We start from the raw sequence: 24,511 nt of genomic DNA, 5'->3' as shown, positions 1-24,511 counted from the left end.
GTTTAAACAATTGTAATGCCTCTAAAAAATCTCAGGGTTGGTTACTTCTTAATACGACGAGTAAACAACGCCAAAGACATCAGCAACAAGGCAAAGGAACCAAAAGAACCGCTGTCCTTTTTAGGCTGTTCTGCGGTTACATTATTGCTACTGGCAGACTTTTCTACAGCAACTTTAATGGTCTCAGTTGACGATAAGCCAAAAGAGTCAGTTACTGTAACGGCAAATTCCAGCACCTCACTCTGAGTGATATCAGGTGCTGTTACACTTAATTGTGCATCACTACCAGAAACATTCACACTGGTCCCGGATACCTGTTCCCAGCTGTATGTCAGCGTATCACCTTCCGGGTCAACAGAAGCCGATGCGTTTAGTTCAATATTTTGACCCGCGGCAACCAAAGTTGAGTTGGCTGTCAACGTAACCTGGGGTGCTTTGTTTTCAACAATCGCTACCGTAAACAACTGTGACGATTTGGCACCATACTCATCTTCTGCTGTGAACTCATACACCAGAGTTTGACCAATCTGCTCTTCACCCGCCTTCAAATTCATGATGGCTGTCTCAGCAATGGATGCCGAGTCATCGCTTGAAAGATTTACCCAAGTGTAAGACAACGCATCGCCTTCAGGATCGGTCGTCGCACTTGCATCTAGTGTAAACTCAGAGCCACCTCGAACCTCAATGCTCGCCTCAGCGACATTGATCACTGGTTGCTTGTTTTCATCGATGGTCACAGTAACATGTTGTTTAGATACTGCACCGTACTCATCAGTTGCAGTGACTTCAAATACCTGAGTTACGGTCTCATTGACTAACGGCGCTACAAAACTAAACGCTTCTTCAGTGCTCAATACAGTTTCAGGTGCATTGATATCAGTCCAGGCCAGCGTATAACTGTTTCCTTCCGGATCGCTTGTCCCAGTTGCATCAAGGGTAATCTCCATACCACTTCTTACACTGAGTTCTGCCTCTGCAAGCTTGATAGCAGGGCTTAGATTTTCACGCATTTTTATGTTCAGTGCTTTGAGCACAACATTATCATTACCATCACTGACGGAGCCATCTTTGAAGTACTCAAACATCACAGTATTTAAGCCTTTACCCAACTCAAATGAAGCTGACTCATACGAATTGGATTCACCACTCTGTCTTAGCACTTGTTCACCGTTGATATAAAAAGTGAAAAAGTCATAGCCAAGTTCCGATGAAAGCAGGTACTCGAAATCAATGCCCATAGCCAGATCATGATTGATTTCAGCCATCAAAATAGTTTTCTGTGACGACTCATTCAACCCTGGGGTTTCCGACCCGTCTGTTATGTCACCACTCACCAGAAGTGGTGTTTGCGTATTGTCCGCAGCAGTCTCTTCACTGATGAACCACGGTGCGTCACCACCTGTGTACCATTGCACGAAAGACTCTGAAGACATGTGTGCGTTGATATCGACCTGGCTGGCTGGGATCTTCTCGTAGCTATAGGTATGGCTGCGCGACGATACGTCCTGGTTTACCAGCTCAGCGCTCAAGGTAAACTGCCCCTCTTTAATGCTGTCCGATGTAGAAACCAATACATCGCATTGCTGACCTGGCTCAATCGCAGCAGTAGTACAGTTTTCAGATGCGATACTCACACCGGCAGACGCGTCAGATAGCAGAATAGCTGCGATATCAACTGTAAGGTCTGACTTGTTTTTTAAGGCAATTGACACTGTAGTATCTGGCTTGTCTGCGAGTACAGTATCAGCAGCTTGGAACCCTACGTACTGCTGATTTCGAATCACCCACTCATTTAAAGCAGCAACATCAGCATATACACCGGGTTTGAATTCATAAGCACACCCCTCTCCCCAGCTAACGACACCAACCTGGATCCAACGGCTATCACGATTGACGATCAGAGGGCCGCCACTGTCCCCCTGACAAGAGTCTTTACCCCCCTCATCGAATCCGGCACAAATCATACTATCTGAAATGCTACCGTTGTAATGCTGGGCATCATTACAAACCTCGTTTGAGATATAAGGCACGTCCACTTCATGGAGTTTATCTGGCGAAGGGCCACCTGCATATAGCGCCCCCCACCCCATCACTTTAAAGTTCTCACCCACAACATAACTGCGTTTCAGTTCAGGGTCTGCCAGTTCAATCGGTGTTATCCCTTCAACAGGTGATTCCAGAGTAAGAACCGCAATATCATTGTTATAGTTATATTGATCACGATAGCGTTCATGCATGACGATATCAGTTACTTTATAGAGCTGCCCCTGACTTTCATCTGTCAGGTCATGACCACCAAACCTCACCGCAAAGTCACTGGCACTCCAGCCTTCAACACAATGAGCTGCAGTCAACACTTTATTCGGCGCAATCAAGGAAGAGCCACAATAGTGGCCATAGTTATCACCATTGAAAAGTTGTAGGCTACCCATAAATGGATAGGCAAATGGTATTGTTTCCCCCCCACCCACAATTCTAACATCGCCCATAGCGGCACGTGGTTGCGGTTGCAGCTTCTCCTTCGCAAGCGCTACCCCAGTCAGGGAAGTGGATGCTAAAGTGAATAAGAGTACTTTTTTTATTGTCGATTCCATGTAGATTATCCTGATTTTAAACTACTTGTTTACTTAGTGCTAAACAATCAACAAATTACCACAGATTGTTCCTGAATATAAAACAAAATACGCAAGATATTGTCACTTGAACAAAAAAAGTACTAACAAAAAAAGAAGTGCCCTGGGTTCTAGAGCGTTGGTAACAAAAAGAAAGGCAATTTCTGAGGCGTAACTATCTAATATCTATAAAATTACTGACCGAAGTCATTCGGCCAGTAAATCTTAATAAACAGCTCATGGGCCTCATAGTCGGGCCCGTGATCGTTTAATTAAAGTGTGTCATCCAGCCACTTAAAGAATTCACGTTGCCAGACAATGCCATTTTGTGGTGTGAGTACCCAGTGGTTTTCTTCAGGGAAGTACAGGAAGCGGCTTTTCAGACCACGCAATTTCGCTGCCTGGAATGCCTGGATCCCCTGCTCCAGCGGTACCCGGTAATCTTTACCACCGTGGATAACAAACATAGGTGCATCCCATTTATCCACATAGCTGATTGGATTAAAGGCCCCGTAAGTTTTATCGGTTGCAGCGTTTTTCTCCCAGTACGCACCGCCAAACTCGTGGTCAACGAAGAAGATTTCTTCTGTGCTACCGTACATGCTCCGCAGGTCGAAGATACCGCAATGTGCGATAAAGGACTTGAATCGACCATCGTGATTGCCAGCCAGGTAAAAAGCGGAATAACCACCAAAACTAGCGCCGACCGCTGCGATACGAGTTTTATCGACATAAGACGCTTTAGACACCTCATCAATGGCATCCAGGTAATCCTGCATCACTTTACCACCCCAGTCCTGAGTGATGTCTTCATTCCACTTAACCCCATGTCCTGGCATACCACGACGATTTGGTGCAACCACAATATAACCTTGCGACGCCATTACCTGGAAGTTCCAACGGAAAGAGTAAAACTGTGAGAGTGCAGACTGAGGGCCACCTTGCAGATACAATAAAGTCGGATACTTCTTCGTTTCATCGAAGTTTGGCGGATAGATAACCCAGGTCAGCATATCCTGGCCATCTTTGGTCTTTACCATCTGCTTTTTAACGGTTGGCAGGTCCATATTGGCATAAAATGCATCATTGACCTTAGTCAATGCGCTCAGCTTTTGGCTTTTTAAATCAAAGCGGTAAATTTCTTTCGCTTTGTTCATACTATTACGCGTTACTACCAGCTGTTTATCCAGTGCAGCTACAATGCCATTCACATCGAACTGGCCCCGGGTGAGCTGCTTAATAGCCGGTCTGGCTTTTGGATTGGTAGTTACAGATACCTGGAATAACTGGATTGTGCCGTCGGTTGGCGCCACAAAGTAAATGTGTTTACCGTCTTCGCTCCACTTAAAGCTGTTTACGGTGCCATCCCAGTGTGCGGTCAAATTAATATTTTGACCCTTACCTCTGATGATGATGTCGTTCTTATCAGCTTCGTAGCCAGGTGTGGTCATTTGTAACCAGGCCAGGTGCCCCTTTGACGAAAATGCGGGGTACTTGTCATAACCAGCGTTGCTTTGTGTCAGGTTAGTCGTCTGCTTGCTGGCCAGGTTGTAACGATAAATATCGGTATTGGTGCTGGCAACATATTCTGCACCAGTGAGCTTTTTACTCACATAATAGATATTCTCGCCTTTAGGTCCCCAGATATAATCACTGCCGCCGCCAAATGGAGAAGTCGGGCTATCAAAAGGTTGCCCCAGCATAATGTCGACTTTTTCTTCTGTTTTCAGATCCTGATAAAACACATGCTTATAGCTGCCATCTTTCCAGGTGTCCCAGTGACGGTAGTTCAGGTCATCATACACATAGGCATTTGCTTGAGTCAGCGCCTTGTGTCTGTCAGATGCCAGCACGGCTTCCACTTCAACCTTTTCGTGGAACAGTTTTTTGCTGCCATCAGGCGAGATTTTGCTGTTTGCCAGCAGTCCCTGGTAGGCGTCAAGAAGCTGAGGCGTTCCACCTTTGAGCGGCACCTGATAGACTTTGCTGTCAAAGTTGTTCATCTCAACACTGGGCATAGTCACTTTGTAAATGACGTGGGTTTTATCTTTATTTAGCCCCAATGCACTGACACGTTTTACCTGCCAAAGTTTTTCCGGCGTCATCACCTCTTTGGCGGCCACACCGCTCGTCATTGCCAGTCCCAGGCCAGCACTTACTAGAATTCGCAACATCGCGAAATACCTCCGAAAATTGAATCCCAGCTAGACTACCTAAATTAACAGAAAGTTAAAAGAGATAGCGATGAGTGGCTTTGCTCTGTACAGTTATGACCTATCAACTTAAATAGACAGCCCCCTCTGGCCTGTGATCTGAGCCATCCCGCCGACAAGCACGCGCTTGACCCCCAGCTCATCCGATTCAAGTTCAGCTGTGATACGCGAGGTATATCCCATCGCACGTCCTTGTTCAAACACAAAATGGTTGGACCGGGCAGGATACACATATTGATTTAAATAGCACGCCAGTGCCCCACTGGCGCTTCCTGTGGCTGACTCTTCCGTGATACCAAACAATGGCGCAAAGTTACGACAACGCGCCGTGAACACTTCACCGGCATCACTCAGCTCAAACGCATGCAAACCGATGACATCGTGTTGGCGAGAAAAGTCGCTCAGGGCCTGCTGGTCCACTTTAATCTTATCCAGAAGCCCCGTTGCTACGGGTACAATGATATCCGGTAATCCTGTTGATATTATTTCGACTGGCAATTGAGTTGCGCTTAATATAGACACGTCCAGACCAATGAGGTCGGCAATCGTTTCGTAGTTAAAGCGCTTAATATATTGAGGGAGGTTTTGTGCCATCACTATGCGTCCATTTGCCTCGACTGTTACGCCAAGCTGACCCGCTTTGGTATTTTGCGTGTAATCCCCGTCGCTGATAAGCCCTTGTTCAAACATCACAGAAAACGCTGCTAAAGTGGCATGTCCACAAAAGTCGACTTCATCCGTTGGCGTAAAAAAAGACAACGCAAAATCGGCCTCGCTGTCTGATGAGACAAACGCGGTTTCAGAAAACCCCACTGACCGCGCAATGGCCAACTTTTGAGAGTCTGTCAGACCGTCAGCCTTTAGTACAACACCTGCAGGGTTTCCGCCCTTGCCTTGCTCTGTAAAAGCATTAACCAAATAAACTGTGAGATGATTCATATTTGTTCCTGTCTGCCATTGGACTCAGCTGATACCAGTCAGCCCATTTTAGGCTACGCATGTCATTTCATTGATTGAACTGAGTACGAGTGACCAACCAGCACAATAAAGATCCCGCAGTGACCATAAATACGCCCTGTATAAAGCTCTGTGATAACACTAACCCCAAGATCAGGGACGAAAGTGCCGTTGAAAGTACAGGTGTGAAATAAGACAAAGTAGCCAGCAATACCATATTGCCACCAATAATGGCGTAATTCCAAAGTGCATATCCACTTCCTAATGCAACGCCAGTCAACAATAGTAACCCGATAGATTCAGCATCAAACACCATAGTGCTTTCATTACTCAGTCCGAATTTAAGCCATAAGCTTACGGCGGTCATTATAAAGAATAAGGTAATGGCATTTTGTCCGTTCCCGATACGTTTGGTTAAAATGCAGTAAAGTGCCCATAAAAATGCACCAACCAAAGCCATTGCATAGGTTACAGGGTTGGTGGTCACATTCGTGGCTATTTGTTGTAAGGTCAGTCCCTGCTCTCCTGTGATACTCCAGGCCACACCAAAAAAGGCCAGAAAAATACCGGGGTAAACCCACTTACTACATGGTTTGCCACTGCTGAGCACTGCCATCAGGACGGTCAGTGCCGGCCATAAGTAATTGATTACCAACATCTCTACAGCCTGCTGCCGCGAGTTCGCCATTGCCAGTGCCAGCGCCAGACAGATCTCGTAAGCGACAAACAAACTGCCACCGATCAGGATATAACGTGGCGAATACAGCCTGAGTTTTGGCACGCCCATCACTGCTACCAGAAATACAGATGCCACTGTATAAATCGAGGCTGCGCCACCTATAGGTCCCAGCATTTCAGTTACAGCACGGACTAATCCCATCACGGCGCTCCACAGCAAAATAGCGGCCACCCCAGCCAGGGTATATTGGTATGACTTGTTCATGATTTTAAACTATGTGTTGATGAACCCACGATATTCGGCATGGCAGAGGCACTGCGAAAAGAAAGCTCTGAGTAAATTAGAAAATCAAACTGTCGGCACGATACCTCGTGACTATGCGAGATAGCAAATTTTTATCCATAAATTATCCGACGTATCAGTTAATTGTCGGATAATTCTGCCACTTACCGCGTATCTATTCCAAAAAGTGTTATAACATATCATAAATAGGGGATGTATCGAGCGACGGTTTATATTTCTTATACAGGCGTATGGACGGTCAACGACAACAACGAGTAGAGTACTAAAACAATGAAAAAGCTTTCTATTTTAACGTCTTGTATTGCGCTGGCATTGTCCGGTTCAGCGCTTGCTGCTGAGTCTGAGCACACTAAAAACACCCTCACTTATAAAGATCTGTTCAATATCGAGTATGCCGCCAACCCGGTGGTCATGCCTGACGGTAAGCAAGTTGTTTATGAACGCCGCAGCATGGATATCATGACGGACAGCCTGAAAAGGAACCTCTGGACAGTATCATTAGATGGTAAGACACACCTGCCATTGCTATCCGATTCTAAAAACCATTTCAGCCCGGTCTTTTCTCCCGACGGCACCAAAATGGCCTATCTTTCGAGCAAGGAAGGCAAAGTACAGATTTATATGCGCGATCTGGCCACTGGCCTGACTGCACGGGTGACCGATGTCAGCATGACACCAAGTGGGTTGAGCTTCTCGCCAGATGGCAAGCAGCTGGCTTTCTCCATGTTTACGCCGGGCAAATCTAAGCCCCTGTTTAGCCTCGACTTTAAGCCCAAAGATGCTAAGTGGGCCGATAATGCTCAGTATATCGACCAAACTTTATTCCAGCGTGACGGTGCCGGAATGAAACGCCCTGGTAATATGCACGTCTATGTAGTCCCAGCAATTGGCGGGTCACCAAGACAGATCACCTCAGGTGCACATGACTTCGCGGGCGCTCTGGCCTGGACAAAAGATAGCAAGCAAATCATTGTCTCTGCCAATACCCACGATGATGCGCAGTTTGACGTTTTCAACAGCGATTTGATGGCGATTGATGTCTTAACTTCAAAAGTCACTGAACTAACTGCGATGTCTGGCCCTGAGGGCAGTCCAAAGATGAGCCCTAATGGCAAAAAGTTGGCATTTACTGGCTTTGAAGACAATGGTAAATCAAACCAGATCACTGAGCTGTATGTGATGAACCCGGATGGCTCAGACATTAAACGTCTGACACCTAATCTTGATCGAAGTGTTGGCAATGTAAAGTGGGCCGACAACAGCAAAGGCTTATATTTCAGTTACGACAACGAAGGTAAAAAACACGTCGCGTATGTCTCTTTATCTGGCAAGATGAAAACGCAAACAGATGCACTGGGTGGCATGAGTCTGGGTCGTCCTTATACGTCAGGCCATTATGATGTGACTGACAATGGACAAGTTGTGTTCACTCAATCCACTGGCGTGCGCCCTGCCGACTTAGCGGTGGTCTCCAAACGTGGGAAAGTCACTCAGCTGACCGACCTGAATAGCGATGTATTTGACCATAAAACGCTTAATAAACCTGAGCTGATGGAAGTGAAAAGCAGTGTCGATGGCAGACGCCTGCAAGCCTGGATAGTCACCCCACCAAACTTCGACCCCAAGAAAAAATACCCGCTTATCCTGGAAATTCATGGTGGTCCACACACGGCATACGGCCCTGAGTTTTCAACCGAAGTCCAGTTATTCGCCGCTGCTGGCTACGTCGTTGTCTATGGTAACCCAAGAGGCTCAACGTCTATGGGCGCTGATTTTGCCAACCAAATTGATAAAAACTACCCGTCAGAAGATTACAATGACCTGATGGATATGGTTGATGGCGTCATTGCCAAAGGGTATGTTGATGAGGAAAACCTGTTTGTCACCGGCGGCTCAGGCGGCGGGACGTTAACGGCCTGGATCATCGGCAAAACGGACCGCTTTAAAGCTTCGGTCGTAGCAAAGCCCGTTATCAACTGGACCAGCATGATCGGTGCTTCTGACATTTATACCTTTATGACACGTTACTGGTTTAGCGATCTGCCGTGGAATGACTACGAGCAATACTGGAACCGCTCGCCGCTTTCTTTGGTTGGTAATGTTAAAACACCCACGATGGTACTGACCGGTGAGCTCGACGTCCGTACGCCAATGGCAGAAAGTGAGCAGTATTACGGTGCACTGAGACTACAAGGCGTAGACAGCGCCTTTGTACGTATTCAGGGGGCTTATCACGGTATCGCAGCCAAGCCTTCCAACCTGGCACGTAAAGTAGGTAACATCCTAGCCTGGTTTGAGAAATACCGAACCGACAATAAAGAAGACTAAATCTTAGCGGCCACCTGCCATGCAGGTGGTGGCCGCTACTGAACAAACTACCTTTTAAAAATTATGAATCTCATAAAGCTTGTTTTTTAGAAGCTGTCTGTTATTCATTGTCGATTATACTATGCCGTCGTTAATTGCAGTCGGACTTTAGGTTTATTAAAGGTTAGTAAGAAACAAGCCTCGCTAGTTGAAGTGGCTGAAGTCACCTCGTAAAGTTGGACTCACTTCTAGCGACTACCAAGACCTAATTTCGATACGCTATCGGACCCAAGGCCTTTAGTTTCAGCTTAATATGCATAGCTGCTGCGCCTCTATGAGATTTATAACACTTAGGTCTTAATACCGATTTCAGTGAACATTGCGACATCAAATGCTGAACCGTTTTGTGGTTTATGCGTGTGCCATCGCTGCGTTTATGTTGACATGATGCGTCTATAACCAAACCGCCCTTTGCAAGCATGGAATATAGTCGTAATTTGCCGCTTTATCGCATCGCATTTGTCGCAATGGTAATAGTAAACGCTTTTAGGCAGCTCACTGACCTTGAGTAAATACAAAAGTTTAAATTTAGGCTTAAGCTCACCCACTACTTTTGTTTTTTCGTAGTTTGTTTTTCTTTAGTCAAGGCATTTCACATTTTTAGACAGCGTTCTCTACTCTGAGATATTCGAGCTCTTCTCTTAGTCCTTTTTCAGTCATTTCTTTCGAGCTTTTTATCTTTGACAGGCTTGGGCATGTTTGCTCTGAGTGATTTCAAGTGAGTTTATTTTTCCGAATTATAAGCGGGAGAACATTCGAATAACATGCCGGAAGAAGATAAATTGAAAAAAGCTATAGTGTAAGTTAAAGATCCCCCTTAGCGTTTCATACGTTGAATCACCTCTAGGCCAGCTTTTTTTTGTGTAAGGTTTTTGCGTATGCAAAAACACATATTTACCATGAAGACGAAACACTAAACACCAATACCGAATTTGTCTTGAACTAACATCGAACTGCTTTGCAAGCATACGCAAACCATTGATATTGACTTGCGTTACTACTTCTAGTTTGAAGCCTCTACTGTATTTAGACATAAAAAGACCCCCACCAATTGGAATGTCCAACTATTGGGGGGTCACTTCAAAGTGCGAGGCTTTAGATTCACATTATGGATTAACTATCCAGGCTGAGAACTTCATCAACTGATATATCATATACACCAGCTTCTCCAGCAATATACAGTTCTTTCCAATACATGTAACCATCTTTAAAACAATCGGACCCGCGTCCACAATCAATTAGCTCAATCGCTGATGCAGAAAACGCTTCTAAGGAAAATGGCATAAAGGGCGAATCCGCAGAACCTTCAGAGATAACAACAATACCGATTATATTATCGTCTGAAAACTCATCAATGCTGATGATATGAGCCTTGTGCTCTCTATCAGGTGAGAGGGAGCGGCAAGTCCATACTTGGCCAATTTCAAATTTACTAGTCGACTTAGTCACCTATATATTCCACCCATAAGTTTTGTTTATAACTTCTTGAAAGCAATTCCATGAGACTAACTAATTCAGCACTATTACTGGTATCAATTTTCTCAAATATATATTGATATAAAAGGCCTGCATGAGCAGGACTTATTCTTCCATCCGAGTATTCATCGATAATCAATCCAGTTTTGAATTTCAGATACTGAAACGCAGGTTCTAGTAAAGTAAAATCCCTATGATTGATCGAAACCTCGATTCCATTGTTTTTTATTAAAAATTCCACACTCATATTTAATCACAGATTATCAGGCTTCTTTGGAAATTGAGTAACTCTGTCACCAGTCTTTTTATCTATGACCGTCACATTAGTTTTTTCCCCTTTGGTTCCTATTTCTTTATTAAAGTCCTTTTCGACTCTAACCCTATCACCCTGGTCTTGAATCCTATCAGGTTTTTTAACAGTTTTTTCACTGAGCTTATCCATCTCACTTGGTTTTTTGAATTTACTCTTCTTATCATAATTCTTCTTGGTTATATGGCGATCCGTATGTCGATTTCGCTTACCACCTTTCTTTATGTAATTAATTGCTTCCTTTGAAGCTTTTATTACAACTTTTCTGCACGCTGAACTAGCAGCACATCTACCAGCAGCAACGATAGCGAATTGAACAATCTGCCCGTCAGGATCTACATATTTGTATGGGTTATTGTTAGCATATGCGTAGCGATTAAAGCCAAAAGCCCCATTACCAGCCTCAAAATGTCCCAATGTATCAACCGGATCATTCGAGTAGAACCGACCTATGACTGGATCATAGTATCGTGCCTGCATATAGCTTAATCCCAATTCAGTATCAAACTTATGCCCTGTATAGCCAATATCATCCACTTCGTCCGTGATACTCGCGCCGAATGGGCGGTAATGCCTCTTACCTTTGTTTGGTGATACATTATTTCCATCTTTTGCAATCAACTTATTGCCCAGATAAATATATTTCACACCTCCACTAGCAGACTGGCGATATAGTAAACGACCTTCTTGGTTATAAAAACTATAGCTGTCACCTTGAGCTTCCTGAGATCTTACTCTTCGACTAAACCCATCATAAAGATAGCTATTATTACCTGAAGAAACGAGTTGATTAGCACGGTTATATATAAAAGAACGGTGGCTATTATTAGTTACATTACCACGACTATCATAATGAAAATAAGGGTAGCTTTTTGAATCACTGCCGGTACCTGAGACAGAGTCTAACATATTACTACCATTAGAATAGTGGTAAACAAGCTCACTATTTTTGCTTGTATAGTGCCTGATATTTCCCAATCCATCATATCTGATCGCACTGTTACCAATACCACTACCACCCGTAGTGCTAACCAATCTGTCTAATCCATCATACTTCAAATCTGTCAAGCTGAAAGCACTGTTCGTATGATCTATTAACTTAGTTAAGTTCAGATTATTATCATAACTATAACCATACTTAATAATTGTATTCTGACCATTTGCATCCTCTAATATATCTGGCATCAAGTTATGTTTCAGTGTCAAACGATGAGTTATACCATTACCATAGTTAAAACTGCTGATTAAGCCAGAAGCATGATATAAAACATTTTCTGCATATGTAAAAGCGTCAAATTTTCCTGCCGCCCTGCGTTTTACCCCGGTCGCCTGGCCAAAAGCATTTGGTGAAAATTCAACAGTTGCATCATCCGGATAGGTAATTGCGGAGCGATGACCTAAATTTGTATAGTCGTAATCTAAAAATAAGGAAAGATCATTTTCAATACTAAAATTCTCATGAACCAACAGATCCAGGTTGTTATACATATAGAGATGGCTTACTTTACCAGCCGTTAACGAGGTTATATTACCATTATTGTCTCGATAATATTCTCTGTCTGGAGACTGGTCAGCATAATTGACTTTCCATATCTGTCCATGGTTGTCAAATGTATAATCGGTTGATGTTGTTGGCTTAGCGCTCAGGCAACTAGTGAGATTTGCATTCAATCCTTCTGCAGACCACATGGTTTCGCCAAGCGCATTTTTAGCATATGCTTTAGCACCGATATCTTTTCTAGTTACCAGACATAGCCGTTTTCTTTCATCATAATAACGATGTTCGGTTTGCGATAATGTTCCATTTTGATCGTCTGGCCCAGATTGTGTGATGCTTGTAACCAAGCCGTATTTATCGATCTTAATATCTGTTTTTACATTTTCAGGTGAAATAATCTTCAAAGCTGTCGAGTAGTCAGGTGTATCATAGGCTTCATAGGTTGTGGTCGTTTGATTTCCCTTTCCATCAGTGATTTGAATGCGATTGCCTGACAAATAATCATGTCTGACCTGACCTAGCCCAGTAGTTGTTTTAGTCTCTAGGCGTTGCAAGCCATCGTAGGTATAAGTAACCCCTTTGGATTCCCTAGTAGAGTGAGACCAGTATGACTCGAATTGCTTTTGATTGTTCCAGGTGAACAGAGAGTACTTATGTAAATCCTTTGACTTCGATATATCGGAGTGAGTAGTCGTAACAGGCCTCAACATACCATCGTAACTAATGGTTTCTCTAAAGAGCTCCCCACTGGAACACCCCGTTTTTGAGGTATTTAATCGACACCGGCTTTCTGTGAAGGTTAAATAACCACTGTCATAGTTCCACGAAAAAAACGAATCTAACCAATTATTACTGACATCGCTGGGTAGATCTTTTGATGTGATCCGGCCCATTGCATTGTGCGTGAATCTGGTCGTTGCCCCTTTAGCATCTGTAATGCTTGTAACCCAGCCATTGTTGTCTATTACCCTGTACTGAGTAACGGTCCCATTGTCTGCATACCTTGCTGGATATTTAATGGTTTGCGCCTGGCCTCGCTTATAATTTAGTTGCTCTTTAAATCTATAATTTGAGCTAAGCCCATTTTCATTTCTAAGCTTCTGGTTATACTCTATGCGCTTTACATTACCATCAGCATGATAACTTGTGTGCCGTTTGACCCAGGTCCCAAATCGTCTTTCTTCATAAACTAAACTTTTCCCTGCGTAAGAGCCAGAACTGTGATATATAAACTCCTGAACAGGGGTTAAATTAACCAAGTCATGCTCGTATATACGTTCGAAATCCATATAAGCTTTTAAAGGCTGAGATAAAACCCAATTATTTTTGTCATTGTAATAAGAAAGTCTGTAAAAGCGTTTACGATGCCACAATTCACCTTCGTATATAGCGCCGTATACAATAGGGTTACCAACTGCACTAAACAACTCAATTGACTGAGGCATATCAAAATTATCACGGTTGCTATACCTGCGATAGTAATTAGTCGGCTTTCCAGAGTCATACAGAATGGTTCGATATTCGTTAAGTACCGGATCGTATAACTGCGTTTTTGGAGAGAAATACCAGTTAGCCGCTTGTGGAACGTCTCCCCAACGGGTCCCCATCGACCACTGTTCTAACTCTTCCTTCAATAAGTTGTGATCCTGATCAAAATAGGCAGTCGCTACCTTTTTGTTTTGCATAGCGCTTTCATAATCCCTATTAATATAATGGATTAGGTAACTTCCATCAGGCTGAACCACTTTGAGAGCCTTATTGGTTCGGCTGGAGAAAAAGTAAAAGTCTGGAACATGAACATTACTAAGATAACTAGCCTGATATGCTGGGTCTGATGCATTTTGCTTATTTGAAGTTCCAACTTTGTTTGAATACTGGTAGTGCCACGAATACGCTTTATTTGCATTATATTCAATTGATTTCTTAATCAGGCTTGGCTCAAATATGCACTTCGGGTTTCTATTGTGTGTTGTAGCAGTACTTCCTGCCGGGGGAGGAAACTCTTCGGTATCAACCTGCCCTTGACGAGTGGTGCCCAGCCAAAACTTACCAAGTGCCCCATCCGGATGTCGAACCTCAATATAGGATTCACGCATATACGAATAACGCCACCAATCTGTTGGCTTATTGTAGCGATAAGGGTATTGATTTAGATGTGAGACGCCTATAGTACTGGTCGTCACTGATGAATAATTACCTTCAAAGCCATCAAATTCACACCCTTGTTCATAAGCTAAGTTGCCCAACTCTGTGTTTCTGCCAAACTTAACCGCTTTTTGCTTAGACTGGTCGAGGAATGCGTTGTAACTCCAGAAACGACCATCAGGTAAGATTACTTTGTAGGTATTGTTTACTTGTTTATAAGTCCAGGATCTACCATTGGCAGTTGCAACGGCGCCATCTGCGGTCCTTCTCACATCTATTCGTCGACCATCATTACTGTATATCGAAGATAGCTCACCATTCTTGTAATCATATTTTACCCAGTTGCCAAACCGGTCATGCACTTTTGACACCAAAAACATGAGCCTGACGACAGGCCTGTCGTAGTAAAAAGCTTGCATAAGATAGTCGATTGGCGCACTGCTCACCTGTTTATCAAATGTATATGTCACTCCCTGAGGAGAAACAGCCTCAAAGTACTCTTTACCAGAAAGGCTTTTGCAATTGATCAGCCATTTACTTTTAGTAACGTATTCAGCATGTTCACCTCCAGGCAATGCACCTATATTCCTGATGAGATGTTCACTACTCCGACCCGGAATAAAAAGCTGATAGTGAGACGACAGCTCCCCTAAATCTTTTGTGTTAGTACAGTACTTGCCCCCAAGACCCGAAATCTGGCTTTCAATAATCCGCATAGAGATTCTTGGCGTGTCAAAATGCCAAGTCTGATAATGCTCTCGATAATTATTACCAGCAGGTGCAAAATTGCTAAGGGGAGACAATGTTTCCCAAATGTGGAATGCAGAGCGCTCAGACGTGCTACTCTGGGCTGTATTGAGATATCGGCGTAGTTCAACCTTCAGAGATGAGTTACCTGGAATATCAATATCAACATTTTCAAACCTGACAGTACCTGAAGAATAGTCAAGCTTATCCCCCATCAAATCTGGTGTGTGTGCATCTATTTTATAATCGTAATCTAGTTTCTCATATTTATAGCTGTCCTCATCCAAATCAGGAAGTATTGGCGGCTCTGAAAAACTCAAAGATGAGAATATAAAACTGAAAAAATATAAGGGACGTTCTAATTTTGAAAAAAAATTCTTCATATTAATTTACATAGTGACCAATTAAAAATAAATCAACCACAAAATTCCTTTATAATTATATTAAAACAACTTTCCGTTAACATCCGTTTCTAAAACAGGTGTTCCTAGCATGTCGGTATGAATAAAAATCACGCTTTCCCGATGCGAGTATCCTTGTGAAAATAAACCAGTATCGCTACATGTATTAAAGTTGCAAGCAACTACTCTCAACTGGTAATACTTATCGAAGCGAGCATCAATAGTTACACTATTATCTTCCGTTATTAATACATCAACCCAGTTACCGTTTACATCTTTACCTTGAACAAGGTATTTACTAGCATGTATCACATGTTCCCATTTCATATATTTAACGTCATCAATCGTTTCTATAACAACTGAGCTTGGCTCTGGATATTTGTAATTTGGTATATATGGAATGAAAGTAGTTATTTCATCCATGTAAATTGGAATCCATGTAGTCTTGGCAAACAACTGACCACTTGAAAAAAGTAAAAAAATCAAAAATAAAAATCTCATAAGCCTGCTTATCAAATTCAATATCAAAATAAGTAAAATCAATAAAATTTAATCCCTTTATGAACCAGCCTTTCTCCTTACCTCATTTAAACCCCTTTATCTTTATATATTTCAATACCATAAGGACTATAATTCATGTAAACTATAAGCTCAGATAGCTTTCATGAATTCCGAATTTAATCGAGAAACCTGCCAAATAACTTATCAATCCCATAAAAAGCACTTAGAAGCAGCACAAATCTGTGTCCTAAATTGCAGTCGAACAGCCTACATGCTCCGAAGCAATTTTAGGTACAGAAAACCATGTATATTAATTCAGCACCCAACCTTTAAGCAGCGCACAATAAATAAACAGAAAAGTGTGTTGCGATTTCGATACTTACGTTTGGGATCGCAGCTCTGTTAAGTCATTGTCAGGTACCAACCACAACATGATACAGTATAACATACCAATATTTCGATAAGATTTTCTATATCCTATTGAATTATTAAAGAACTTAATGAAAATAAGGGTCGTTATGCCACTCAAGCTAACTGTAAGCGCTTTTTTGCATCAGGATTCATTGGAAGGTACATTCAAGCCCCAGTTAAAGACTTTTTGCTCCAACCTCAGGTAATAAAATTTGACGCGATAGACTTTTGTATATAACACAGAGGAATGCCGGAGTGTGCTGAGGCAAAAGATAGTAGCCTGATTAAACCACATATACTCTTTTTTGAAGTGATTGACTGGAACTGAGTCGCGCATACAGTCGTCTAAAAAGGCCAGCAATTACAAGACAAGTCTGACACATCGCAGCTTTTTCCCTTCCTCCGCAACTGGCGATATCACAGCCTGCGCATGGGTCGCCACAATCGCAACGACTCTCTTTGTTTTTCCGTTTGTCTTGGTTATCTGATTGTTGAAGGGTGATGTACGCCTGTTCACAAGCATGCATCCGGGACTTTATCTGCTGGTATCCCAGCCAAACACCGTCCTTTTTTACAATGTCTAATACAGCCTGTGAACAGCTTGTGCCCTGATACACAACAGCATGCGCGCACCTAAACCCTTTATAGGGAGAAAGAAAGCGTTGATAAAATCGTATCAATAATATGGCCAGATAATCCATGTCAGCCCCAATGTTGTGTAACTCTGCGCAGCCTCCGATGAGCTCATATGACGCTCGTCTTATCGAAGCACTGCGGCCGCCCTGGAAGCGATAAAAGCGCATTAATCTGGTATAGAGTTTAAAAACATCATTAACCTTTTGATCGACTCACTGCCATCTATCACACCGTCGGCAATATCTTCACAGATCCGCATGATTTCATTTCTTGAACCAAAAGGGACAGCTTCCAGGCACTCGATTTCTGCTCCAGCAATGCGTAGCACATCATGAATGTCTGCACATTCCGCGCACTTAATCGCACTGAGGATAATGTGTTTTCTTTGCTGATTCGTCATTCAAAAACACTTCCTGACCTACAATTTGCTTTTAGCGACAAAGGTTTTAGTCACAATACGCCACGCATTTTGACGTTTATACATTACCAAATAATCGATGTAGTGTGTTTTCGGGGTGTGAAAATCCAGTTTAACCATCGCCATTTTATCATCTACGATATCAACAGATAAAATATTGGCTTCCCATTTATCCTTTGTGGCCTCCTTAAAATAACCAGCGAACTCCTTGAGTGAAATCACCCTGACCGTTTCTTGCTGCGTTTCTTTGTCTACCCGGATCATTTTGATATGGCCAAACTCCAAATCAAACGCTTTGGCCAGCAGTGTCTGATCGCCCTTTGCCGCGCCATTGAAGTAGGTGTATGCGGTGTCAACGACGGCCTGATACTCAGTCCCGGTAACCGCTTCAGCTCGACTGAATGTAGAGACCAGTAGTGTTGCCGCAGCCATAGCTGTAAAGAATACTTTCATTATTATAACTTCCTTTAAATTGTGTTTATGATTCACTGATTCAGCTAAAAGCAAAGGCTTATCAGAGTATAAATTTATATTATCATGCAAGCTGGCTTACACCTTAAAAGGCATATTATTAAGCATTAATACACTCACCGCCTCAATGGGCTCATATATCTCTCAATGAGATAAAAACCACATCAATGCAAATTTAAAGAAAACCTATCAAGTAAATTACATGCACTCAAGCAGGCTTGCGATGAAGAGTGTGAACTTTGCGCTCGTTCGTTTTTCACAACTCGCTCTAAATTCGTCCTACCCCCTCTTAGCTGTATCTACCTCAGCCATGATTGATTTTTACGAATACAGGCATCGAAAAATCCTATTAACAATTTTGCAAACAAAAAATTATACTCTCAGAGAATTAAGTAGATGCACTGACGACCGGGTAGATCTGGCTGGTCGACAGGTATGTTGAAGAAAAAAGGTAACCTTTATGACAACAACGATGATGTTTAAAAAGTCAGCACTGGCCGCACTGGTGGGTGTTGCGATCACGGGTCTGAGCGCCTGCGCAAGTAGCAATGATGCTCAGCAAGCCAGCCACTCTAATAGCGAAATCAGTAAACCAAAAGGCGCCGTCGGTAGTGGTCATGTACCCACAGGCGTGGCCAAATCGAACCAGTTCTGGTGGCCAGACCAACTTGACCTGTCGCCTCTGCGTGACCACGACGGCCGCTCCAACCCGCTCGGCGAAAACTTTGATTATGCTCAGGCATTTAACCAGTTAGATATGGCTGCGCTCAAGCGTGATATGAACGAATTACTGACAACGTCACAAGACTGGTGGCCAGCGGACTGGGGCAATTATGGGCCTTTGTTTATTCGCCTGGCGTGGCACAGCTCTGGTACCTACCGGACACTGGATGGTCGCGGCGGCGGTGATGGCGGACAAATGCGCTTTGATCCACTCAACAGTTGGCCTGACAATGGCAACCTCGATAAAGCAAAACGCCTGCTTTGGCCACTCAAGCAAAAATATGGAGAGCAGATCTCCTGGGGCGACCTGATGATTCTGGCCGGTACCGTTGGTCTTGAGAATATGGGTTTCAAAACTTATGGGTTTGCCGGTGGCCGAACGGATGACTGGGAGCCTGATTTGGTCTACTGGGGTCCGGAGGTTGAAATGCTGGCCAGTGATCGCGAAGAAAAAGACGGTAAACTCCAGCGCCCGCTGGGTGCCACTCATATGGGCTTAATCTACGTCAATCCGGAAGGACCAAAAGGTAAGCCAGATCCGGCTGGCTCGGCGAAAAACATCCGCGTCGCGTTTGGTCGCATGGCCATGAATGACGAAGAAACTGTGGCGCTGATCGCAGGTGGCCACACCTTCGGTAAAATGCATGGTGCCCACAAAGCCAGCAAATGCGTTGGCAAAGAACCCGGTGGAGCAGCTATTGAAGAGCAAGGGCTGGGCTGGAAAAACAAATGTGGCAAAGGCCACTCAGAAGATACCGTAACCAGTGGCCTGGAAGGCGCCTGGACTCAGGCTCCAACCCGCTGGACTACGTTATATCTGCAAAACCTGTTGAACTTTGAATGGCAGCAGACCCGCAGTCCAGGCGGCGCGATTCAATGGATCCCAACAGACGAAGCACTACACACATCAGTTCCGGATGCGCATGTTAAAGGGAAATTCAATTCGCCTGTTATGACGACCGCAGATCTTGCACTCAAGTACGACCCTGAGTATCGTAAAATTGCCGAACGCTTTTTAGCGAACCCGGAAGAATATCGCCTGGCCTTTGCCAAAGCCTGGTACAAGCTGACACACCGCGATATGGGGCCACGCACTCGATATCTGGGTAATACAGCACCCGACGAAGCACTGATCTGGCAAGATCCAGTCCCGACAGTTGACCATGCTGTAATTAATGAAGCCGATGCCAAAGCAATCAAGCTGGATATTCTGCAAACTGGTATCAGCGTACCGGCGCTTATTCGCACCGCCTGGGCGTCTGCTGCCAGCTTCCGTGCCTCGGATATGCGCGGTGGTGCCAACGGCGCCCGCATTATGCTGGCCCCACAAAAGGACTGGCCAGTTAACAACCCGGACGAACTATCGTCAGTTTTAAATCAGTTACAAGCTGTACAGACGCGCTTTAACCGTGCAGCGGGTGGCAGTAAGCAAGTATCCATGGCTGATGTGATTGTCCTGGCGGGTGCAGCAGCCGTTGAGCAGGCAGCCAGAAATGCGGGTATCGCAGTTTCTGTGCCTTTTACTCCTGGCCGCACCGATGCGACTCAGGCACAAACCGATGTTGGCTCATTCACACTGCTTGAACCAAAAGCGGATGCCTTCAGAAACTATTTTGATGTCAACGCAAGCTACCGTTCGCCGACCGAGATGCTGGTCGATAAAGCCGATCAGTTAAACCTGACTGTACCAGAAATGACGGTGCTGCTGGGGGGGCTGCGCGTACTCGGTGCCAATGCGTCAGGATCTCAACATGGTGTATTTACCGATAGAGTAGGCACCCTGAGCAACGACTTTTTCGTCAACCTGTTGAGCATGTCTCTTCAATGGCAGAAAACCAGTCAGGCGGGTCTGTACGAGAGCATTGACCGAAGCACCGGCGAACAGCGCTTTACGGCCACCAGTGTGGATTTGATCTTTGGCTCAAACTCAGAGCTGCGCGCCGTGGCCGAAGTCTATGCCTACGACAACGCCCAGCAAAAGTTTGCAGAGGACTTTGTCAAAGCCTGGCACAAAGTGATGCAGCTGGACCGCTTTGATTTACGCCATCAGTTGTAATCACACCCAAATTGTCAGTGCCTGTCATTACAGGCACTGACACGTTAGCAACTCACCGCACTGGCCATCCTTTTCCTGCTCACACTCAGTCAAAGGTATCTGTCACGTGCCCTACGCCAACAATCTGACCTTGTTGACGAATTTCGAACTTTGTACCCAATTTTATCGCCATAGACTTACTTAGTCTGACAGTTACATGTAGCTCATCGCCTGGCATCATCATTTCAATATTCCGAGGCCAGTCCGCCGTGCCTGCCACGTCAAGGTAGTTTAGGCTAAAGTCAGCTTCAAAATCATTGAGCAAAGGGGTTCTACGTCCGCCCTCTTCGTTGGTCAAGCAATAAACCCGTGCTTCAAAACGTTGACATGATTTCAGCGTACCCGCTTTACAAAGCACCATCCCTCTTTCAATATCAGAGCGTGGGATCCCTTTGAGGCCTATCGCCGCGCTATCCCCCGCGCTCACCCTTTCTTGTGGATGGGCCCCAATATCGATGCTTGAGCAGGTTGTCTCCCGCGTATCTCTGATACCAACCAGCTCAATGGGGTCGTGTACTCGTATAGTACCTGTTTCAATTCTGCTATAAGCTTGCGTATCACGACGCGGTGAGGTAAATATGTCTTCGACAGGCATCATAAAAGGCTGGTCTTTAAATAATACCGGGTCTATAAAATAGTCATCCATCGTCCTGATTAACTCGCGTATTTTATTTTCCCAAACGGGCACGCCTTCAAGCGCTTGCAATGCCGAGCCATAAATCACGGGTGCATTGTCACCATCAAACCCGTAGCCATTAAGCTGCTCTCTTACGAGTGACTCAACAAGCCCCGTTAGCTCGTCGTACTGCTCCAAATCGCACTTATTCATAAATATTATGATGTGACTGACGCCGAAATCTCGCAATAACATCAGGTATTCGTCGCATGCTCTGCTAAAATCAGGCTCCTGACTGACCACCAGAATCGCGGCATCGACTCTGGTTTCGCCACTGTTGATCCCTTTAGCGTGGTCCATATAGCTGGGACAATCATATTGAATGCACACTCGGGCCGAGGATTCATACACCGCTTCTGAGCGGTAAAAGGTCACGCCAGATCGCGCTTTTTGTTGTGGCGCATTATTTAATGCGGCAAAGTCTTGTGCTACCGCCATATGATCTTTTGCCAGAACCTGCGTGATAGCTGCGGTTAAGGTCGTTTTACCATGCCCTCTGGCACCGATCGTATCGATAAAAATAGCTTGTTTCATAAATTCATCGTTGCTTGCCATACTATAACTTCCTGACTCAGGTGATATTTAACTGACCTTCATTATGATAAAGGGTCTGCTTAAATATCAATGACACGGTATTACACCTGTGATACTGAAGCCGCAGTTTTAGGCTGGTTTGCTATTGTGTTTTTCGACTATGCTGGAATTTCAGCCAGAAAGGTGAAGGAGGTATTATCTATTTGACTGACCCCTCTTCAAGAGCAAGTATTTAGACCTTTTACAATCAATACTGGCTATTTTACGGATCATTACCTTGCCTGATTTATTGCCGGGAAACTCCTGCAATGAATTACCCGGCTGATAGGAATAATAATTATAACTTAAACTGCTCAACACAAGATTTGAGATCATGCGCCAGTTCACTGATTTCATGACAGGCATGAGAAATTTGATTTGCGCCTTCGGTCATTTCAACACCCGCGACATTAATATTCTCAATATTTCGGTTAAGCTCTTCAGACACCACAGACTGCTCGTTACACGCTGCCGCAATTTGAGTACTCATGGCGGCAATGCTGTCAATTTCCTGCTCAATCTGACTGATGGTTTTACTGACCGTATCGGTTTGCTCAACACACACGTCAATCCCCGTCTGACAGGTCCGGGTGGCTTCGCCAGTCTCTTTGGACTTCTGTTGCAAATCACTGACAATTTCAACAATTTGTGTGGTTGAATCTTGTGTCCGGCGTGCCAGTGAACGCACTTCATCAGCCACCACAGCAAAGCCTCGCCCTTGTGTGCCGGCACGTGCCGCTTCAATGGCTGCGTTCAACGCCAGTAAGTTAGTTTGCTCCGCAATCTCGCGGATCACATCCACAACCACATTGATATTTTTAGAGTTCTTTTCAAGATTAACGGCCAGTTCACCCGCATGGGTGACGGTATCCGCCACCGCAGAAATATGTGAAATACTGCTTTTCAGTGCCACACTTCCTTCGCGAGACTTAGTATGTGCCTGATTAGCTGATTCAGCGCCCATTTCTGTACTTTGTGCCACCTCAGTCACGGCTGCCTGCATTTCGGTCATCGCCGACGCAACAGACTGCAACTCATTTTGTTGATTCTCCATGCCTTTGGCATTTTGTGCCGAGATCATATTAACCTCTTCAACAGCAGAAGAGAGCAAGATAGCGCTGTCATTAATTTTTACAACAAGGCCGTTGAGCTGCTGACGCATTTTCTCAAGTGAGATCAGTAAGGAGCCAAGCTCATTTTGACCAACAGAATCGGTTTCAATGCGGGTACTCAGATCGCCGTTAGCGATATTTCCGGCCAGGTTCATGGCTTTTTCCAACGGCCGCCTGACTGCGCCACTGAGCACAATACAGATCAATGCAATCATTAACGCTGACACTAAAGTGCTAATAATAATGGCCTTAATTACTATATTAACGGCCTTGACCGCTGAAGTTTCAGCACTCCCTACATTGTCACTGTTTATTTTTTCCAGTGCACTAAGCTCATCCATTGCTCTGGAAAAGGTAGGATAGCTGTTGAGCACAATGTCATTCGCCTGAGCTACTTTGGCATTACGCACCAGAGAATTGAAATCAGAGGTTGCGGCTGCATACTGTCGCCATGCCCGGGCAAAGGCCTCAAACTGGCGCTGTTCTATATCTGAAACGTCCAACTGGCTGTACAGATGTATTTTACGATCAACGCCGCTTCGTAAATCATTCAAAATAGACAACCACTCGGCCATTTGTGGATGTTCCGGGTTCATGGTCGCACCAAACTCGTCTTTACGTATGGTGGTCAAGTCTATTTTAATATCCTTCACTATCTCAACAGAGGGAATACTTGTTTGCACAATAAAGCCCAGATCATCGCGGACGCCACTCAGTCCGTTATAGGTCAGTAAACTCACTGCGAAAAAAACTAAAAATACAGATGAAAAACTCAGGCCAATTTGTTTGGTAATTGATAAGTCTTTTATTGCCATGCTCTTTATATAGGTCCCTAATTAGATAATGACTAAAGTGAACAAAAAACCGCCAGAGCTCGACCCTCAGGTAGCACTCTGGCGGTTATCATAAAATACTGTATATTGAGTTAGCACAGAGGCATTTATGTTTGAAATCAGCATACCTATGCAGCAGTATGAATTATAAAACGCGTGCAGTACCAGCTGCGAGAGGCGTATAAATTCCACACGCCACAACTCAATATTTAATCAACCATTATAATGGATTGGCAAATGCGGGGGAATGGAATATTTATTAAGAATTCAGTATTAAATTGCTGTTTTTATGAATAAAAAACAAATAGAGATCAAAAAACAAACCCTCATTAACAAGCATAGAACACACTGATT

Annotated in this window: 14 protein-coding genes; 2 read left to right on the top strand and 12 right to left on the bottom strand. The window is 44.2% G+C overall.

Features of this window, described 5'->3' with window-relative positions; all coding sequences use genetic code 11:
• Nucleotides 1-41: 41 nt before the first annotated feature.
• The 4 genes from IY568_RS05660 to yddG form a co-directional block, all read right to left on the bottom strand.
• Complete coding sequence (locus IY568_RS05660; RefSeq protein ID WP_194866996.1) at nt 42-2,594, bottom strand: serine protease; 2,553 nt, start codon at nt 2,592-2,594, stop codon at nt 42-44.
• Between the two features lie 290 nt (nt 2,595-2,884).
• Nucleotides 2,885-4,786 carry a S9 family peptidase gene (locus IY568_RS05655; protein WP_194866995.1) on the bottom strand — a complete coding sequence of 634 codons (1,902 nt, stop codon included), beginning with the start codon at nt 4,784-4,786 and terminating at the stop codon, nt 2,885-2,887.
• 108 nt (nt 4,787-4,894) lie between these two features.
• Complete coding sequence (locus tag IY568_RS05650; protein ID WP_194866994.1) at nt 4,895-5,764, bottom strand: PhzF family phenazine biosynthesis protein; 870 nt, start codon at nt 5,762-5,764, stop codon at nt 4,895-4,897.
• A gap of 67 nt (nt 5,765-5,831) precedes the next feature.
• Nucleotides 5,832-6,725 carry an aromatic amino acid DMT transporter YddG gene (gene yddG, locus IY568_RS05645; protein WP_194866993.1) on the bottom strand — a complete coding sequence of 298 codons (894 nt, stop codon included), beginning with the start codon at nt 6,723-6,725 and terminating at the stop codon, nt 5,832-5,834.
• A 309-nt stretch (nt 6,726-7,034) separates the two neighbouring features.
• On the opposite strand from yddG, the gene IY568_RS05640 reads away from it, so the two are divergent.
• Entirely contained in the window at nt 7,035-9,092 is a 2,058-nt protein-coding gene (locus tag IY568_RS05640) for a S9 family peptidase (protein WP_194866992.1), read from the top strand.
• Nucleotides 9,093-10,244: 1,152 nt separating this feature from the next.
• On the opposite strand, the gene IY568_RS05635 is transcribed toward IY568_RS05640, so the two are convergent.
• From IY568_RS05635 to IY568_RS05610, 6 genes are all read right to left on the bottom strand, one after another.
• Nucleotides 10,245-10,580 (bottom strand): hypothetical protein, encoded by a 336-nt coding sequence (locus tag IY568_RS05635; RefSeq protein WP_194866991.1) that lies wholly within the window; start codon nt 10,578-10,580, stop codon nt 10,245-10,247.
• A 280-nt stretch (nt 10,581-10,860) separates the two neighbouring features.
• Nucleotides 10,861-15,690, bottom strand: a complete 4,830-nt coding sequence (locus IY568_RS05630) for an RHS repeat domain-containing protein (RefSeq protein WP_194866990.1) — start codon at nt 15,688-15,690, stop codon at nt 10,861-10,863.
• A 60-nt stretch (nt 15,691-15,750) separates the two neighbouring features.
• The gene (locus tag IY568_RS05625) at nt 15,751-16,209 is read right to left on the bottom strand and encodes a hypothetical protein (RefSeq protein ID WP_194866989.1); all 459 of its coding nucleotides are present in this window, start codon (nt 16,207-16,209) and stop codon (nt 15,751-15,753) included.
• Nucleotides 16,210-16,904: 695 nt separating this feature from the next.
• On the bottom strand, nt 16,905-17,321 hold the full coding sequence (gene yidD / locus IY568_RS25420; protein ID WP_194866988.1) for a membrane protein insertion efficiency factor YidD: 417 nt from the start codon (nt 17,319-17,321) through the stop codon (nt 16,905-16,907).
• Between the two features lie 101 nt (nt 17,322-17,422).
• Nucleotides 17,423-17,656, bottom strand: a complete 234-nt coding sequence (locus tag IY568_RS05615) for a hypothetical protein (RefSeq protein WP_125557755.1) — start codon at nt 17,654-17,656, stop codon at nt 17,423-17,425.
• Nucleotides 17,657-17,674: 18 nt separating this feature from the next.
• Nucleotides 17,675-18,127 (bottom strand): nuclear transport factor 2 family protein, encoded by a 453-nt coding sequence (locus tag IY568_RS05610; protein ID WP_125557757.1) that lies wholly within the window; start codon nt 18,125-18,127, stop codon nt 17,675-17,677.
• 478 nt (nt 18,128-18,605) lie between these two features.
• Here IY568_RS05610 and katG point away from each other — a divergent pair, with 478 nt between their 5' ends.
• Nucleotides 18,606-20,924, top strand: a complete 2,319-nt coding sequence (katG, locus tag IY568_RS05605) for a catalase/peroxidase HPI (protein WP_194866987.1) — start codon at nt 18,606-18,608, stop codon at nt 20,922-20,924.
• Between the two features lie 85 nt (nt 20,925-21,009).
• On the opposite strand, the gene IY568_RS05600 is transcribed toward katG, so the two are convergent.
• Both IY568_RS05600 and IY568_RS05595 read right to left on the bottom strand, forming a co-directional pair.
• A complete protein-coding gene (locus tag IY568_RS05600) occupies nt 21,010-22,194 on the bottom strand; it encodes a GTP-binding protein (protein ID WP_194866986.1) in 1,185 nt (394 codons plus the stop codon).
• 316 nt (nt 22,195-22,510) lie between these two features.
• On the bottom strand, nt 22,511-24,139 hold the full coding sequence (locus tag IY568_RS05595; protein WP_194866985.1) for a methyl-accepting chemotaxis protein: 1,629 nt from the start codon (nt 24,137-24,139) through the stop codon (nt 22,511-22,513).
• Nucleotides 24,140-24,511: the final 372 nt, after the last annotated feature.

Source organism: Pseudoalteromonas sp. PPB1 (genome assembly GCF_015356275.1).
Classification (GTDB): Bacteria; Pseudomonadota; Gammaproteobacteria; order Enterobacterales; family Alteromonadaceae; genus Pseudoalteromonas; species Pseudoalteromonas rubra_D.
This window is presented reverse-complemented; position numbering and strand designations above follow the sequence as displayed.

Coding starts and splice junctions, on each gene's coding strand:
- yddG (WP_194866993.1), bottom strand. CDS start 6,725: ATGAACAAGTCATACCAATATACCCTGGCTGGGGTGGCCGCTATTTTG.
- IY568_RS05640 (WP_194866992.1), top strand. CDS start 7,035: ATGAAAAAGCTTTCTATTTTAACGTCTTGTATTGCGCTGGCATTGTCC.
- IY568_RS05625 (WP_194866989.1), bottom strand. CDS start 16,209: ATGAGATTTTTATTTTTGATTTTTTTACTTTTTTCAAGTGGTCAGTTG.
- yidD (WP_194866988.1), bottom strand. CDS start 17,321: ATGGATTATCTGGCCATATTATTGATACGATTTTATCAACGCTTTCTT.
- IY568_RS05595 (WP_194866985.1), bottom strand. CDS start 24,139: ATGGCAATAAAAGACTTATCAATTACCAAACAAATTGGCCTGAGTTTT.
- IY568_RS05615 (WP_125557755.1), bottom strand. CDS start 17,656: ATGACGAATCAGCAAAGAAAACACATTATCCTCAGTGCGATTAAGTGC.
- katG (WP_194866987.1), top strand. CDS start 18,606: ATGACAACAACGATGATGTTTAAAAAGTCAGCACTGGCCGCACTGGTG.
- IY568_RS05630 (WP_194866990.1), bottom strand. CDS start 15,690: ATGAAGAATTTTTTTTCAAAATTAGAACGTCCCTTATATTTTTTCAGT.
- IY568_RS05650 (WP_194866994.1), bottom strand. CDS start 5,764: ATGAATCATCTCACAGTTTATTTGGTTAATGCTTTTACAGAGCAAGGC.
- IY568_RS05660 (WP_194866996.1), bottom strand. CDS start 2,594: ATGGAATCGACAATAAAAAAAGTACTCTTATTCACTTTAGCATCCACT.
- IY568_RS05600 (WP_194866986.1), bottom strand. CDS start 22,194: ATGGCAAGCAACGATGAATTTATGAAACAAGCTATTTTTATCGATACG.
- IY568_RS05655 (WP_194866995.1), bottom strand. CDS start 4,786: ATGTTGCGAATTCTAGTAAGTGCTGGCCTGGGACTGGCAATGACGAGC.
- IY568_RS05610 (WP_125557757.1), bottom strand. CDS start 18,127: ATGAAAGTATTCTTTACAGCTATGGCTGCGGCAACACTACTGGTCTCT.